General features: G+C 61.7%; 13 protein-coding genes. 9 read left to right on the top strand and 4 right to left on the bottom strand.

Annotated features, from left to right (window positions below):
• Nucleotides 1-15: 15 nt before the first annotated feature.
• The gene (locus tag HY067_21730; protein MBI3530576.1) at nucleotides 16-870 is read right to left on the bottom strand and encodes an oxidoreductase; all 855 of its coding nucleotides are present in this window, start codon (nucleotides 868-870) and stop codon (nucleotides 16-18) included.
• A 270-nt stretch (nucleotides 871-1140) separates the two neighbouring features.
• Between HY067_21730 and HY067_21725 the strand changes: the two genes are divergently transcribed.
• The 3 genes from HY067_21725 (at nucleotide 1141) to HY067_21715 (ending at nucleotide 4325) form a co-directional block, all read left to right on the top strand.
• On the top strand, nucleotides 1141-1563 hold the full coding sequence (locus tag HY067_21725; protein ID MBI3530575.1) for a cytochrome c: 423 nt from the start codon (nucleotides 1141-1143) through the stop codon (nucleotides 1561-1563).
• Nucleotides 1564-1661: 98 nt separating this feature from the next.
• Complete coding sequence (locus HY067_21720; protein MBI3530574.1) at nucleotides 1662-3245, top strand: PQQ-binding-like beta-propeller repeat protein; 1584 nt, start codon at nucleotides 1662-1664, stop codon at nucleotides 3243-3245.
• A gap of 123 nt (nucleotides 3246-3368) precedes the next feature.
• Complete coding sequence (locus HY067_21715) at nucleotides 3369-4325, top strand: tripartite tricarboxylate transporter substrate binding protein (protein ID MBI3530573.1); 957 nt, start codon at nucleotides 3369-3371, stop codon at nucleotides 4323-4325.
• Nucleotides 4326-4349: 24 nt separating this feature from the next.
• Here HY067_21715 and HY067_21710 read toward each other — a convergent pair whose 3' ends face one another.
• The gene (locus tag HY067_21710; GenBank protein MBI3530572.1) at nucleotides 4350-5132 is read right to left on the bottom strand and encodes a ZIP family metal transporter; all 783 of its coding nucleotides are present in this window, start codon (nucleotides 5130-5132) and stop codon (nucleotides 4350-4352) included.
• Nucleotides 5133-5330: 198 nt separating this feature from the next.
• On the opposite strand from HY067_21710, the gene HY067_21705 reads away from it, so the two are divergent.
• The 6 genes from HY067_21705 to HY067_21680 all read left to right on the top strand — a co-directional run bounded on the left by HY067_21705 (nucleotide 5331) and on the right by HY067_21680 (nucleotide 13295).
• A complete protein-coding gene (locus tag HY067_21705; GenBank protein ID MBI3530571.1) occupies nucleotides 5331-6311 on the top strand; it encodes a protease modulator HflC in 981 nt (326 codons plus the stop codon).
• 65 nt (nucleotides 6312-6376) lie between these two features.
• Nucleotides 6377-7411 (top strand): acetamidase/formamidase family protein, encoded by a 1035-nt coding sequence (locus HY067_21700; protein MBI3530570.1) that lies wholly within the window; start codon nucleotides 6377-6379, stop codon nucleotides 7409-7411.
• An 83-nt stretch (nucleotides 7412-7494) separates the two neighbouring features.
• Nucleotides 7495-9696 carry an SO_0444 family Cu/Zn efflux transporter gene (locus HY067_21695; protein MBI3530569.1) on the top strand — a complete coding sequence of 734 codons (2202 nt, stop codon included), beginning with the start codon at nucleotides 7495-7497 and terminating at the stop codon, nucleotides 9694-9696.
• Nucleotides 9697-10740 (top strand): protease modulator HflC, encoded by a 1044-nt coding sequence (locus HY067_21690; protein ID MBI3530568.1) that lies wholly within the window; start codon nucleotides 9697-9699, stop codon nucleotides 10738-10740. It abuts the gene before it with no gap.
• Nucleotides 10737-11714, top strand: a complete 978-nt coding sequence (gene hflK / locus HY067_21685; protein ID MBI3530567.1) for an FtsH protease activity modulator HflK — start codon at nucleotides 10737-10739, stop codon at nucleotides 11712-11714. Before HY067_21690 ends, hflK begins: the two co-directional genes overlap by 4 nt.
• Before the next feature lie 132 nt (nucleotides 11715-11846).
• The gene (locus HY067_21680; GenBank protein MBI3530566.1) at nucleotides 11847-13295 is read left to right on the top strand and encodes a D-aminoacylase; all 1449 of its coding nucleotides are present in this window, start codon (nucleotides 11847-11849) and stop codon (nucleotides 13293-13295) included.
• 24 nt (nucleotides 13296-13319) lie between these two features.
• Here the strand turns inward: HY067_21680 and HY067_21675 are convergent, their stop codons facing one another.
• Nucleotides 13320-13916, bottom strand: coding sequence for a hypothetical protein (locus HY067_21675; protein ID MBI3530565.1), 597 nt, complete (start codon nucleotides 13914-13916; stop codon nucleotides 13320-13322).
• A gap of 121 nt (nucleotides 13917-14037) precedes the next feature.
• Entirely contained in the window at nucleotides 14038-14319 is a 282-nt protein-coding gene (locus HY067_21670) for a hypothetical protein (GenBank protein MBI3530564.1), read from the bottom strand.
• Nucleotides 14320-14475: the final 156 nt, after the last annotated feature.

Genomic DNA, 14475 nt, shown 5'->3' with positions numbered 1-14475 from the left:
TCGTTCTGCATGGTCTCAGGCCTCGGGAAAGTCTGCGCCGACGGTAACGGTTTCCCATTGTCGCAGGCTGTCTGAAAATTTGTCGAGCTTGTCGCGCACGCGCTTCAGCCCGTCCTTGCCGAGCACGAGGTTCAGCGGCGGCGTCGGGGATTCGACGATGCGGATGATCGCTTGCGCGGCGCGCGCCGGATCGCCGGCCTGCCTGCCGCTGTAGCCGCTGATCTGTGCGCGGCGAGCGCCCGACGTTTTTGCGTAGGCGTCGTTCGGATTGCGCACTTGCTTCAGCGAGCGGCCGGCCCAGTCGGTGCGGAACGGGCCCGGTTCGACCACGGTGACGCGGATGCCGAGCGGCTCGACCTCCTTCGCCAGCGCCTCGGACAGGCCCTCCACGGCGAACTTGGTCGCGTTGTAGTAACCCGCGCTGGGATTGCCGAGCAGGCCGCCGACCGACGAGATGTTGATGACGTGGCCGTGCGCGCGTGCGCGCATGCCGGGCAACACGCGGCGGATCAGCGCGGCGAGGCCGAAGAAATTGGTTTCGAACATCGCGCGGATTTCCTGCTCTTCGCCTTCCTCGACCGCGGCGAGATAACCGTAGCCCGCGTTGTTCACCAGCACGTCGATGCGGCCGAAAGTTTTCTCCGCGGCGGAAATGGCCCGATCGATCTGGCTGTAGTCGACGACGTCGAGCTGCAGGGCAAGCGAAATCTTCGGATACCGGGTGACGATGTCCTGGATCTGCGCGGGATTGCGTGCGGTAACGACGGCGCGTTGACCTTGCTTCAGCACGGCTTGCGCCAGCTCGCGGCCCAGGCCGGTCGAACAACCGGTGATGAACCAGACGGGGGAAGATTCGCTGTTTGCGGGCATGGGGCACTCCTCTGAGCCGGGAACCGGCATGTTGCCACGTGTGAGGGGCGAGGGGCGAGGGGCGAGGGACGAGGGGAGAGGGGCGAGGGACGAGCAAAGAGCAGCGCGACGCGCTGTAAAGAATTCAGGACTCGGAAAGCATCGTCGGTATGCTTTTGCCACTGGTCGAAAACCAGTTCACTCGCCCCTCGTTCCTCACCCCTCGTCCCTCGCCCCTCATTCCGAGTCCTCGTCTTTACTCCGCCCACCCTCCCGGGTACCCTCTTTTGCATGCACCTTCTTTCGCTTGTGCGGTTCGCTTTCCCGGTTCTGGCGGCATTCGCCGGACAGGCGATTGCAGACGATGCCGCGAACGAAGGCCGGGTCTACAGCGATGCGCAGGCAGTACGGGGCGAAGAGTTGTATCAGCAAAATTGTTCGCTCTGTCACGGCGCGCGGCTGCAGGGCAATCCGGCGGCGCCGCTCACCGGCGAAGCCTTTCGGGGGCGCTGGGAAGACGGCAAGCACACGCTCGACGATCTGTACTACATTATCCGCAGCCTGATGCCGAACAATGCGCCGGGCTCGCTGAGCAAGGCGCAGTATGCCGATGTGGTCGCGTACATTCTCAAGATCAACAACTATCCGGCAGGTGAAGCGGAACTGGTTCCAAAGCCGGCTGCAATGAAGGCGGTGACCCTGCAGCCGCACTGAAGATCCCCCCTCTCCCCAGCCCTCTCCCCCCGGAAAGGGTGGAGAGGGAGTATAGAATCCTGGGGCCTAAAGAAGAAAAGAACTAACGGGAGGGAATTATGAACAGATTTGCCGTAGCGCTGCTTTCATTGGCGTTAGCCAGTTTTGTGTATGCGGCCGGGCCGACGCAGGAAGAACTCAACCAGGCGGGCAGCAGCACGGAATGGTTGCTGCCCAATCACGACTACGCCGGCGTGCGCTATGTGAACCTGGACCAGATCACGCCGGACAACGCCGCTTCGCTGCGGCCGGTGTGCGCGTTCCAGGGCGCCGACCTGAATCGCGCGCTGAACAATCCGATCGTGTACGGCGGCGTGATGTACGTCACCACGCTGTATTCGACGTTCGCGCTCGACCCGGCGACCTGCAAAGCGAAGTGGCGGCACGATTGGAAACCGAAAGGCAAGGAGGCGAACGGGTCGATCAAGAACCGCGGCGTTGCCATCAAGGACGGCAAGCTCGTGCGTGGCGCACAGGATGGCTGGATGTTCGCACTCGACGCGGAGACCGGCAAGTTGCTGTGGGAGGTAAAGGCGGCCAACGCCGAAAAGTACGAAGCGCTGTCCATCAACCCATTGCTGTTCGAAAATCTCGTGATCATCGGCCCGTCGGGTTCGGAGTTCGGCGTCAAGGGCTGGATCGGCGCCTTCAGGCTCGAGGACGGTGCGCCGGTGTGGAAATTCAACACCATCCCCGACGACGGCGAGCCCGGCGCGGAAACCTGGGGCGATGCCGACTCGCGACTCAAGGGCGGCGGCGGAATCTGGACCACACCTGCGCTCGATGTCGCCAACGGACATCTCTATGTCGCGGTCGGCAATCCCGCGCCGGACATGTTCGCCAACCTGCGGCCCGGCACCAATCTCTATACCAATTCGATCGTGGTGCTCGATGTGCGCACCGGTGCGCTGCTGTGGCACAAGCAGGCGGTGCCGCACGATACGCATGATTGGGACATGCCGGTCACGGCGCCTTTGTTCACCGCTTCGATCGGCGGTGCGCGGCACGACGTGGTCACGATGGCGGCGAAGGACGGCTTGATGCGGCTGGTCGACCGCCACAGCCGCGAGGAATTTTATTCCGTCGCCGTGGCCACGCGCACCAATGCCGAACTCGAACCCACCGAGGAAGGCGTCTATACCTGTCCCGGCATGGTCGGTGGGGTGGAGTGGAGCAATCCCGCCTACAGCCCGAAGCTGGACATGATGGTCGTGCCGGCGGTGGACTGGTGCGGCGTATTCAAGAAGGAAGACGAAGCGCGCTTCGTGGCCGGCCAGCAGTTTCTGGGCGGCTCCTTCACCTGGGATCCGGTGGAAAAATCCGGCGGCTGGCTGACCGCCGTCAAGGCGACCACCGGCGAAGCGCTGTGGCGCTATCACTCGAGCCGTCCGATGCTCGCCTCCGTGACGGCGACTTCCGGCGACATGCTGTTCACCGGCGAACTGACCGGGAATTTTCTCGCCATGGATGCGCGCAACGGCAACGTCGTCTACAAATATAACGGTGGCGGCGCGATCGTCGGCGGCGTGATCAGCTATGCGGTCGACGGCAAGCAATATGTCGCCGTCGTTTCCGGAATGGCGGCGGGATTCTGGCTCGGACCGCCGGGGTCGATGACGGTGACGGTGTTCGCTTTGCCGTAAGGTGAACGGTGAGGAGTGAACAGTGAAACGGGAAAGCGAAGGCATGGACTGGCTGGTCGTATTTACCCGGTCGTTCAGCCTTTTGCCCTTACCTTTCACCTCTGATCTTTTCGCTGGCGCGACATGAGACTCCGTTTCTTCGCGACGATACTGCTGCTCCTGTTTTGCGGCCCGGCGCTCGCCGACTACCCCGACAAGCCGATCCGCTTCATCGTGCCATCCGCTCCCGGCGGTTCGCCGGACGTGCTGATGCGCATCCTCACCGCTGAATTGTCGAAGCGCCTCGGCGTGCAGTTCGTGATCATCAACAAGCCGGGCGCGAATGCCGTAATCGGCACCATGGAGATCGTAGCCGCGCCGCCGGACGGCTACACGCTCGGTTACGGCAACATCGTGTCGCTCGCGATCGTTCACGGTCTGATGACGGACGTGCCCTATCGCATCGAAGACCTGACCTTGATTTCCAACTGTCTGCGCGTCGCCAATCTGCTTGCAGTGAACAACAATGTGCCGGTGCGCAGCGTCCGGGAGCTGATCGACTACGCGCGCAGGAATCCGGACAAGCTGGTCATGGGCTCTGCCGGCAACGGCACGACCGGACATCTTGGCGGGGAGTTGTTCAAGGCAATGACCGGAGTGTCGATGCTGCACGTTCCCTATCGCGGCAGCCCGCAGGCGATAGGCGACCTGATCGCCGGCGAAGTGCAGGTGATGTTCGACAACCTGACGTCGCTCTCGGTATACGCAAAGTCCGGAAGGGTGCGGGCACTCGCGGTATCGGGCCCGCATCGCTCCCCGCTGTTCCCGGACCTGCCGACCATTTCCGAAGCGGGCGTGCCGGGGTACGAGACCGTGGCGTGGGGTGGAGTCATCGGCCCCGCGAAACTTCCCCCGGAAATTGTCGCGAAGCTCAATCGCGAGATAGTCGCCGCCTTGCATTCGCCGGCGGTGAGCAAGCGTTTCGCCGAACTCGATACCGATATCGACGGTAGCACGCCCGAACAGTTTCTGGCCATTGCCAGGCGCGAGCGGCCGCGCTGGGCGGAAATCATCAAGCGCGCCGGTGCAAAGATCGACTGACCCCCATCTCCCCGGCGCTGAGTTTCACACGCCGGCAAGCGAGGCGGCCATGCGGCCCACCACCCAAATGGTGCCGATGCCGGCGGCAATCAGCAGCGCTTGCTGCGCTGTGGCCAGCAGCCCGCGTCGGCGGTGCAGCCCGGGTATTAGGTCGGCTATCGAGACGTAGAGCATGCTCGCCGCGGCAATGCCAAGAAGTGGCGGAATGAACTGTTGCATTGTCTGCAGCGCGTAATAGGCGAAGACCCCGCCGACCACCATGGCGCCGCTGGCAAGAAGGTTGAAGCCGAGTGCCTGGCGTTTGCTGTAGCCCGAGTGAAGCAGCACCAGAAAATCGCCGACTTCCTGCGGCACCTCGTGGGTGATGATCGCCAGCGCAGTAATAATCCCCAGTTCAAAGCTCACGAGAAATGCGCCGGCGATAATCACTCCATCCACGCAGTTGTGGAAGGTATCGCCGATGATCACCATCGTGGCGATGCGGCCGTGATCGTTTTGACCGTTCCGGCGGGTGTGTACTTCGCACTGCTCTTCATGGCAGTGCCGCCAAAGCACCAATTTCTCAAGCACGAAGAAAAGCAGAATACCGATCAGCACGGTTACGGTAACGTGCTTCGTGCTCGGAGCGATTTCGAAAGCATGGGGCAGGATCTCGAGGAACGCCGCGCCAAGCAGTGTGCCGATGGCGTAGCTGACCAGCATCGGCAGTTGCCCCGGCCCCGCACGCAGCGCGAGGATGGCGGCGGCAATCACGCTCAGAACGCCACCAAGCAGCGTCGAGGCAACAATCCAGGCAAGGATTGGCATGGCGCGGGTTGTCGGAAAAAGGGCTATTGATCCACTGTAGCAGACATGATCGACCATGCTGTCTCCGGGTTTTCGCCGCAGCGCAACACCCACGCCATCGAGCACCACTTGTCAAGTCCATACAACGGCCGCAGACTGCGCCGATCAAACTCAAGTGTAGACGTCGTAGTGTCTTCTGCGTGATGGCCGGGGGAGGTCATGGCGGGAGTCGATGGCAGTGGCAAGCAGTCGACCACACGACGGCGAATGCGTATTGCCGTCGCGCTGGGAATCGCCGGCATCGTCGCCGCAATGGCGAAGCTATGCTGCTTTACGGTTGAAACCGGGGAATACGCGCTCGTCACCGAGTTCGGCAAGCCGGTGCAGGTCATCACTGCGCCCGGCCTTGGCTTCAAGTACCCGTATCAAAGCGTCCGAACCTTTGACAGCCGGCTATTCGCCTATACCCCGGCGTCCACGGAGTTCCTGACGCTCGAAAAAACGCCAGTCGTCGCTGCAAGCACAGTCCTCTGGCGTGTCAGCGACCCCAAGAAGTTTTTCCAAACCGTCTTCGACCGCGCGGGAGCGGAGTCGCGACTCGGCGACATCCTGTTTGCGGAACTTGGCGCGGCAATCGGGCGAAGTCCTCTCGTTGCCTTTGTTTCAATCGAGCCCAAAACCTTTCGGGCGGAAGCGATACTTGCCGAGGTGAGCGGCAAGTGCCGTGAGATTGCGCTGAGAGACTACGGTATCGAAGTAATCGACGTTCTGCTGAAAAGTTTTGACTTCCCGAAGCAGAACAGGCCGCCTCTTTACTCGCGCATGAAATCCGAACGCGGGCGTCTCAGCATGAAATTCCGCTCGGAAGGAGAAGAAGAAGGGCTCAAGATCCGGGCGGCGGCGGACCAGGAGAAAAGCCGCATTCTTTCCGAAGCGCTGAAGCTTGCCCAGCAGCACCGCGGGGAGGGCGAAGGCAGGGCGGCGCGAATCTACGCGGAGTCGCTCTCCAAAGGGCCGGAATTCTATGAATTCGTGCGCACCATGCAGGCTTCGCGCAACCTCATACCCAAGGGAACGACCCTGATGCTGCCGGCGGACTCGGAGCTGTTTGGCCTTCTTCAGGACAGCAGCCACTATGACCGCGGCGGCGCAAACAGGAAGGCCGGTGCCAAACCCAGAAAGGAGGGGACGATGAAATGACACAACGCAATCACGGTGTCCTCACTGAATGACTCAGCAACACTAACCATAATCGGGAGGTCGTCATGTTTTCAAAGTACAGCAGGTTGGCATCATCGAGTTCGTGGTTGCTCGCTGCCGCATCCATTGTTGCTTTGTGCGGACCGGCCGCCGCAGCCGAGTTCAAGTACGATCCCGGAGATAACGTTCAGTTTACCTATTGTCATTCGCATCCACCGGTACTGCGGATCAAGCCTGGCGACAGCGTAGTGACGAGCACCCGGGACGCGTCCAACGACGTGTACACAACGGGTGACAAGACGCTCTTTCCGAAGCTCGATCTAAGCAAGGTCAACCCTCAGACCGGACCGTTCTTCATCGAGGGCGCGGAGCCTGGAGATACGCTGGTCGTTCACCTCGACAAGATCGACTTCAACAGGGACTGGGGCTGGGGCGGATCGATTCCCTACTTCGGCGCCCTGGCGCCTGAGTACAAAACCATGATGATCACGGCACCGGTGCCGGACCACTTGTTCATCTGGCGCATCGACAGGAGCCGTCGCGTCGGCATCCTCGACCTGCCCAACAGCAAGATCGGGCGCGTCGAGGTTCCATTGCGGCCCTTCTTTGGCACGATTGGAACCGCGCCCGGCGGCAAGGAATGCATCAGTTCGCTGGTACCCGGTCAGCACGGCGCCAACATGGATTTCAACGAGGTGATTGAAGGCGTCACCATGTACTTCCCGGTAAACGAGAGAGGCGCGCTGTTCATGCTCGGCGACGGCCACGCGGCGCAAGGTGATGGAGAGATCGACGGCGCCGCCATCGAGACCTCGTTCAACGTGCGATTCACGGTGAACCTGATCAAGGGCAAGCGGATTGGCTGGCCGCGATTGATAAACGACAAAGTTGTCATGTCGATCGGCAGCACGCGGCCTCTGATGGATGCTTTACGTCTTGCTTGCTCCGACCTCATCAACTGGATGGTAGAGGACTACGGCTACGACAAGTTCGAAGCGCTGCAGTTGCTGGGTCAGACCGCGCAACTCAAGATTGCCAACGTAGTGGATCCACAGTATTCCGTGGCGTGCATCCTGGACAAGAAGTATCTGCCGAAGTGAGACAAGCATCAGCGTAATTATCTTGCCGGCTGGTGACCGCGACTCAGTGCGGTCACCGGCCGGCAAGTCGCTGAGAACTCTTGATGACTGAATTCCTCTTACAGGTGCTGTGGCAGACCTGGAACATCTTCAAGCAGGCTTCTGTTTTCCTGCTCTTCGGCTTTCTCATCGCCGGGGTGCTTGCCGTGGTCGTTCCCGAAAAAACTCTGGCCAGGCTGTTCAGGGCCGGCAAGCTGAAGTCGGTGCTATGGGCGTCGACCATCGGCGCGCCGTTGCCCTTGTGTTCGTGCGGCGTCGTGCCGGCCGCTTTGGGTCTGCGCCGGCAGGGTGCGAACCCGGGCGCGACCGTGGCATTCCTGATCGCCACACCGGAAACCGGGGCCGACTCCATCGGCCTCACCTACGCGCTGATGGATCCGATCACCACCGTGGCCCGCCCGGTTGCCGCGGTGTTCACCGCCATCACCGCCGGTGTTTGCACCAACCTGTTCGGCACGCCGAAGACTCCGAAGCATCACGAGACCCAGGTGCCACCCTCCCCGGGCGAGACGCAATCGCAGGCAGCGCATTTCCATGATCTGAACTCCGGCGATCTTCACGAGCACCATCACGTTGGCGATCCCCCCTCGGGACCGCAGACAGGACAGGGCCTCATCGCCGAAGGCGGGGCGGGGGTGTGGCACGCCGTGAGGCGAATTCATCAATACGCGTTTCGTCAGTTGCTGGACGACACCGGTTACTGGATCGTGCTGGGGATAATTCTCTCCGCTGTCGTGGCGGCCGCGTTGCCGCCCGCTTTCTTCGAGCGTTACCTCGACAACGAGCTGGCTTCCATGCTGGTGATGCTGCTCATCGGCATCCCGATCTATGTTTGCGCCTCCGAAGCGACCCCATTGGCCGCCGCGCTGGTGATGAAAGGCCTGAATCCCGGCGCGGCACTGGTGTTTCTGCTGGCGGGACCCGCCACCAACATCGGCAGCATGGTGCTGCTGCTGAAGTTTCTCGGTGCCAGGGTCATGACGATCTATCTCGGATCGATTGCCATCGTCGCCCTGCTTGCAGGCTTTGCGCTCAACTGGATATACCGCGCCTGGGGAATCGATCCGCGCGCAACTTTCGGTACCACCACCGCCTTTCTTCCCGAGTCCGTCAAGGTCGGAGCTGCGTTGCTGCTGATCGTTCTGCTCGTGCTGAGCATGCGGCGCACCCCCGTGCCCGCGGAATGGATCTGGCTGAGGGACCGCTTTGCCGCTCTGTCCGGATTGCGGCTGACCACCGCCGGGCTGACGCGCGCGGCCGCCGCGATCGCTGCAGTCCTGTATGTCGGCAGCGGTCTGTTCACGGTTCAGCCAGGCGAAGTCGGCGTGCAAATGCGATTCGGCAGGATCATCGAATCCGATCTCGAACCGGGGCTGCATTACCGGTTGCCGTGGCCGTTCGAGGCGCAACGGATCATCGCGAAGGATTCGGTGCAGCGTATCGAATTCGGCTTTGCGGGCAAGAAGACCCAAATGGCGGCGCAACCCATCGGTCGCCCGCGCACGGCCGCAGGCTGGACCCCGACGCCGGACATCACCACCGCAACGGGGTCGTGGTTCCAGAAGGAGGCGGACCCGGAGGAGCCCTATCTTCTGACCGGCGACGGGAACCTGATCGACTTGCGCTGGGCCGTTCAGTTCCGGATCAAGGACGCCGTCGCCTACACGTTCAACGTCGCCGAGTCCGACAGGCTGGTGCGCGGCGCGAGCCTGGCGGCGCTGCGAGGCGTCGTCGCGCGCAGCGGCATCGATGCGATCTACACCTCTGAACGAAGCGGCGTGGAGAGCCAAGTCGAAGAAACGCTGCAGCGCGTCCTGGACGACACCCGAAGCGGCGTCGAAATCCTGTCTTTCCAACTTCTGTATGTCCATCCGCCTGGCGAGGTCCACGACGCCTTCCGCGACGTCGCCAGTTCGCAGGAAGACAAGCTGCGTACCATCAACCGGGCCAATATCTTCGCGGTCGAGACCGTGAATCAGGCGAAGGCGGAGGCGGCTGCAATGATCGAGCAGGCGCTGGCTTTGAAGGACCAGCAAATATTGCACGCGCAGGGAGATGCGGCGGGTTTCGGGCAGAAGCTCCGCGCATACCAGCGCGCGCCCGGGCTCACCAGGTTCCGTCTGCAGGTCGAGAGCATCGAAGAAACCCTGCCGGGCCTGCAGAAATTCGTCATGCCGGGCGCAGGCGACGTCAAGGACCTGGACATGTGGCTATTGCAGCCGCCCGGCATGAGCCGGAGCAAGTAAATGGAACACGCGACCAACCCAATGACTCCCGCACAGGCCGCCGCGCGGGCGCGCATGGCCGTGACGCTGGTCGCGATTGCGCTACTGGTGTGGGCGCTGGTCACCTGCTTCTTCACCGTCGATGTCACTGAATTCGGCCTGGTGACCAGATTCGGCAAGGTGGTACGAGTGATGCACGAGCCCGGCCTTCACATCAAGGCCCCGTTCGACACTGTCGTGAGTCTGGACAGGCGCCTGACCTTTTCGCGTCCCGGCCAGGCCGAATATCTCACCGTGGACAAGAAGAATATCGTCGTCGAAAGCCTGGTGACCTGGCGCGTCGCCGATCCGGAGCGCTACCTGGTGACGCTGGCTACGCGATCTGCGGCCGATCTGCGGCTCGCCGACATCATGCTCGGCGAAGTCGGGTCCGTGCTCGGCACCCATCCGGCGGCGTCGCTGATCGCACCGGACGGGAATACCCAGCGCTTCCGTGACATTGTCGGAGAAATCCGGGAGCGGGTCGCGGCCTTCGCGCGGACCGCCTACGGTATCGATGTGATCGACGTGGAGCTGTTGCGGCTGAGCCTTCCCGAGCAGAACCGCATTCCTGTTTTCGAACGCATGAAAGCGGAGCGAGGCAAGATGGCCAAGGAGTACCGCACCGCCGGAGAGCTGCAAGGCAGAAAGATCATCGCACAGGCCGACCGGGAAAAAACTCACATCGAGGCGGAGGCCTATTCCCAGGCGCAACGCGTCAAGGCCGAGGGCGACGCGGAAGCCACACGCATCTATTCCGCGGCGTTCAGCAGAAATCCCGCGTTCTACAAGTTTCTGCGCACCCTGCAGGCGTACGAGAAATTCATGGACGAGAACACGACGCTGTTTCTTCCAGCCGATTCGGAAGTGCTGCGCGTACTCGGACCGCTGCCGCGTCAAGGAGCAGTCAGCCCTTCGCATCATTACGCGACATCGAAGCCGCATGACCCCGCGCAGACCGGGACGGAGACGGAATCCCTGCCGCTCGCGCGTCGATCTCCCGGGTCGGACCGGAGGTCGCAATGAGCGATCGTGGTCGGGAGGCCATGCGCAACGAGGCGGGATCGCCGGGGGATACGTCGGCGATGCCTAAGCGGCGTTACTGGATCGGCGTGCTCGGGTTCGTCCTGCCTGTGGCCTACTTCGCCTCCGGATTCTACGTGGTGAATGCGGACGAGCACGCGGTGGTGCGCCGGTTCGGAGCCATCGAGGCGCGCGTAGGACCGGGAATGCATTACCGGATGCCTTGGCCGGTGGATCGGGTCGACGTTCTCAAGACGACCAGTGTCATGAAGATCGGAGTCGGCTTCAACTTGCGCGACAATGACTCGGAGTCGCTCAAAGGCGTCGAGCTCCTGACGGGCGACACCAACATCCTCAATGTTGCCCTGGTGGTCCAATACGTCATCCGCAACCCCGCCGATTATCTGTTCCAGGTCGACGGACCGCAGACGCTGGTCGGAACGCTCGCCGAAAGCGTTCTGACGGAAACGGTGGTGGGCATGCCGATCGACGAAGTGTTGACCACCGGCCGGCTCGCCATCCAGGGGCGGGTCAAGCTGAAGACCCAGGAGGCGCTGGATCGCTACCAGAGCGGCGTCCAGATCTCCTCGGTGAACATCATGAACATCACGCTGGATCCATCCGTTGCGCAGGCATTTCAGGATGTCGCCGACGCCATGGCAGACCGCGAGAAAACGCAAAACGAGGCGCGCGCTTATGCGAATGACCAGATTCCGAGAACACGGGGCGAAGCCAGCCGGACCGTGGGCGACGCGCAGAACTACAGGCAGCAGCGCATCGCCGAAGCCATCGGCAATGCCACCCGCTTCCAGGCGCTGCTGCAGGAGTATCAAAAGGCACCAGACGTGACGCGCTCACGGATCTATCTGGATTCCATGGAGAAGATCCTTCCGAAGGTGAAGCTTTACGTCATCGATTCTCAGGGCGGTCGTGTTCCGATCAATCTTCGAGTGACGGCTCCGGGAAACGAGAAATAGGTTTCGGGCGCGGCAGCCTGCGACAAATTTAAGGCGATGCCACCACGCCGACTTTCTCTGTATCCTTTGTGTACCCCTCAAGGGGGTATTGTGAAGAATCCTCTGTGGCTGAAGAATTTATTGGGTAAATAGATGGACGAGCGATTCGATCTGCTGATCAGGAATGCAACCATCATCGACGGCAGCGGGGCTGCGCGCTTCGATGGCGACATCGGCGTGCGCGGCGACCGCATCGCCAAAATTGGCCGGCTCGATCGGGACAATGCCGACGTCGAAGTGGATGCGTCCGGAAAAGTCGCGGCGCCGGGTTTCATCGACGCGCACACGCATGACGACCGGCTGATGTTGTCCGCCGGCGAGATGGCGCCGAAGGTGAGCCAGGGCGTGACCACGGTGGTGGCGGGCAACTGCGGAATCTCGTTGTCGCCCATGCCGGGCGGCATGAAGGGCGTCGTACCGTCGCCGCTCGACCTGCTCGACAACGAAGGCAAGTGGTTCCGCTTTCCGACCTTCCGCGCTTATGTCGAGGAACTTGGCGCCCACCCGGCGGCGGCCAATTGTGCGCTGCTCGTAGGCCACATGACGCTGCGCGTGGCGACGATGGACAACCTGGACCGGCCCGCCACCGCCGCGGAGATCGGGCGCATGCGCGAGCTGGTGCGCGAAGCCTTGTCGGCGGGCGCGATCGGTTTCTCGACGGGCCTCTACTACGAATTGTCGAATGCGGCGCCGACCGAGGAAGTGATGGAGATTGCCCGGCCTCTGAAGGAATTCAACGGCATCTATTGCACGCACATGCGCGACGAGGCCGAGCGGGTCATGGAGTCGCTCGATGAAAGCTTTCGCGTCGGACGCGAGCTGGATGTGCCGGTGGTGATCTCGCACCACAAAGTCGTGGGCACACGCAGTCATGGACGATCGAGGGAAACGCTGCGGCGAATCGGCGATGCGATGCGCACCCAGCCGGTGTGCCTGGACTGTTATCCGTACATGGCGTCTTCGACGATGCTGAGTTATGCGCGAACGCGGATCTGCTCGCGCGTGATCGTCAGCTCCTCGCGACCCTGGCCGCAGTTCGCGGGCATGGATCTCGACGACGTGGTGAGGAAAATGGGCCTGCCGGTCGAAGAAGCGATCGCCAAGCTGCAGCCGGCGTCGGCGATTTACTTCTCGATGGACGAGGCCGACGTGCAGCGCATTCTTTCCTTCGAGCACACCATGATCGGTTCCGACGGGTTGCCGCACGACATCGCGCCGCATCCGCGGTTGTGGGGATGTTTCCCGCGGGTGCTCGGCCACTACAGTCGCGACCTCAAGCTTTTTCCCCTCGAAACCGCCGTGCGCAAGATGACCGGCCTGCCGGCGAAGACCTTCGGCCTGAAGGATCGAGGCGTGCTGAGGGAGGGGGCTTACGCGGACATCACCGTCTTCGATCCGAAGACCGTGGATGAAACCGCGACTTGGGCGAAGCCGATCCAGTCGGCGCGCGGCATCGACGCGACGATCGTCAACGGTGCAGTCGTTTGGCGCAACGGCAAGCCGACCGGCGGAAGGTCCGGGCGGGTGCTGGGCAGACAGTGAGAACGCGGGTTCGGGCAACGTTTGTTAGACGGCATTCATCACTCGATCTCGCTCACTGCTGGTGAGCACCCTTGGCGGTATGACAGGGGTTCCCCGACCCGGGGCAAAGAACGGTGTGCACTTGTAGCTGCCATCCAGGCGAGCGCGGATCAGTGAAATCAAGAACCGAAGAACTGCTGCGAGTGTGCTGATCGGCATTGACTTCGGCTTGCCCTTGGCGTGCTTTGTGTTTACCCGCATGCGGACGGGGCCGAAGGAACTCTCCAAGGTTATCGAAGGATCTTCCAAGCATGTGTGAACGAGGCCGACAAAGGAAACTTTGAAGTCACGCGGGGTGTTGGCAATTGGAGTGTTGCAGCAACTCGCATACCAACGCAGAAGTCCGTTCTCTGTGAGGGACATGCAGGCGAGGGCTTCGAAGCCCTCGGTGAAGGTGAGGTACTTGGGAAGGGTTGCGACAACGTCCGTTCCTCCCATCTCGTCCAGTATGTCGCCGGTCTTGTCCAGGAAGTGCGCATAGGCTTGACAGTCTTTGCAGTAGCACACGCCCCGGTTCACTTTCTTGGGGTGGCTGACGTAGCCCTTCAAAGTGCCACACTGGCACCGCAATGGATGGTTCATGTCTGGGGCCTACTTACAGTAACGCAGCGTGGCCGGGCCATGTCGTCTACGAAAAAGATGTGCGGCCGGACGCCGCAGGCGGACGGTCGGCACCAGCGAACGGTTAGAAGGCGGATTCACCTCAGTCGCCACCATCGCCATGACCGCCACCAACATCAATTGAATCGGCAGCGCTAGAGCCAGAATAATAGTGCCGATCTCCAAAGTCGCCAGGCCCTTCACCTTTTCGCATTTCATCGAGTAACTTACGCTCGCGCACTGCGTTTAGTACAAGGAGTAAGCCAACAGTGAGCGAGAGTGCCCCTATCCAGAACCACACAAGTCCGAGCCAGCGGTAACCCAACGTTCCGACCGTTACCCCGACTGCGAATAGCAGGATGCCAATAATGTCTTTGGCGCTCATCGATCGCGGCCTTCTAACGAATAGGATTTTATCTGTCGTGCGACAGCATGACAGATAAAATCGGGTTGGACTGAACCGCCGGGTTAAGGCGGTGACCTATGGGGATTGAAGCGGCTTCAGATGCCGTGCCACGGGTGCGCAGGACACGGCTAAGGT

It is taken from the genome of Betaproteobacteria bacterium (genome assembly GCA_016194905.1).
Taxonomy (GTDB): Bacteria; Pseudomonadota; Gammaproteobacteria; order Burkholderiales; family JACQAP01; genus JACQAP01.
This window is presented reverse-complemented; position numbering and strand designations above follow the sequence as displayed.

Bases quoted from the DNA above. Each gene is read 5' to 3' on its own strand.
- HY067_21680 (MBI3530566.1), top strand. From the start codon at position 11,847: ATGGACGAGCGATTCGATCTGCTGATCAGGAATGCAACCATCATCGAC.
- HY067_21715 (MBI3530573.1), top strand. From the start codon at position 3,369: ATGAGACTCCGTTTCTTCGCGACGATACTGCTGCTCCTGTTTTGCGGC.
- HY067_21700 (MBI3530570.1), top strand. From the start codon at position 6,377: ATGTTTTCAAAGTACAGCAGGTTGGCATCATCGAGTTCGTGGTTGCTC.
- HY067_21730 (MBI3530576.1), bottom strand. From the start codon at position 870: ATGCCCGCAAACAGCGAATCTTCCCCCGTCTGGTTCATCACCGGTTGT.
- HY067_21690 (MBI3530568.1), top strand. From the start codon at position 9,697: ATGGAACACGCGACCAACCCAATGACTCCCGCACAGGCCGCCGCGCGG.
- hflK (MBI3530567.1), top strand. From the start codon at position 10,737: ATGAGCGATCGTGGTCGGGAGGCCATGCGCAACGAGGCGGGATCGCCG.
- HY067_21710 (MBI3530572.1), bottom strand. From the start codon at position 5,132: ATGCCAATCCTTGCCTGGATTGTTGCCTCGACGCTGCTTGGTGGCGTT.
- HY067_21675 (MBI3530565.1), bottom strand. From the start codon at position 13,916: ATGAACCATCCATTGCGGTGCCAGTGTGGCACTTTGAAGGGCTACGTC.
- HY067_21695 (MBI3530569.1), top strand. From the start codon at position 7,495: ATGACTGAATTCCTCTTACAGGTGCTGTGGCAGACCTGGAACATCTTC.
- HY067_21725 (MBI3530575.1), top strand. From the start codon at position 1,141: ATGCACCTTCTTTCGCTTGTGCGGTTCGCTTTCCCGGTTCTGGCGGCA.
- HY067_21720 (MBI3530574.1), top strand. From the start codon at position 1,662: ATGAACAGATTTGCCGTAGCGCTGCTTTCATTGGCGTTAGCCAGTTTT.
- HY067_21670 (MBI3530564.1), bottom strand. From the start codon at position 14,319: ATGAGCGCCAAAGACATTATTGGCATCCTGCTATTCGCAGTCGGGGTA.
- HY067_21705 (MBI3530571.1), top strand. From the start codon at position 5,331: ATGGCGGGAGTCGATGGCAGTGGCAAGCAGTCGACCACACGACGGCGA.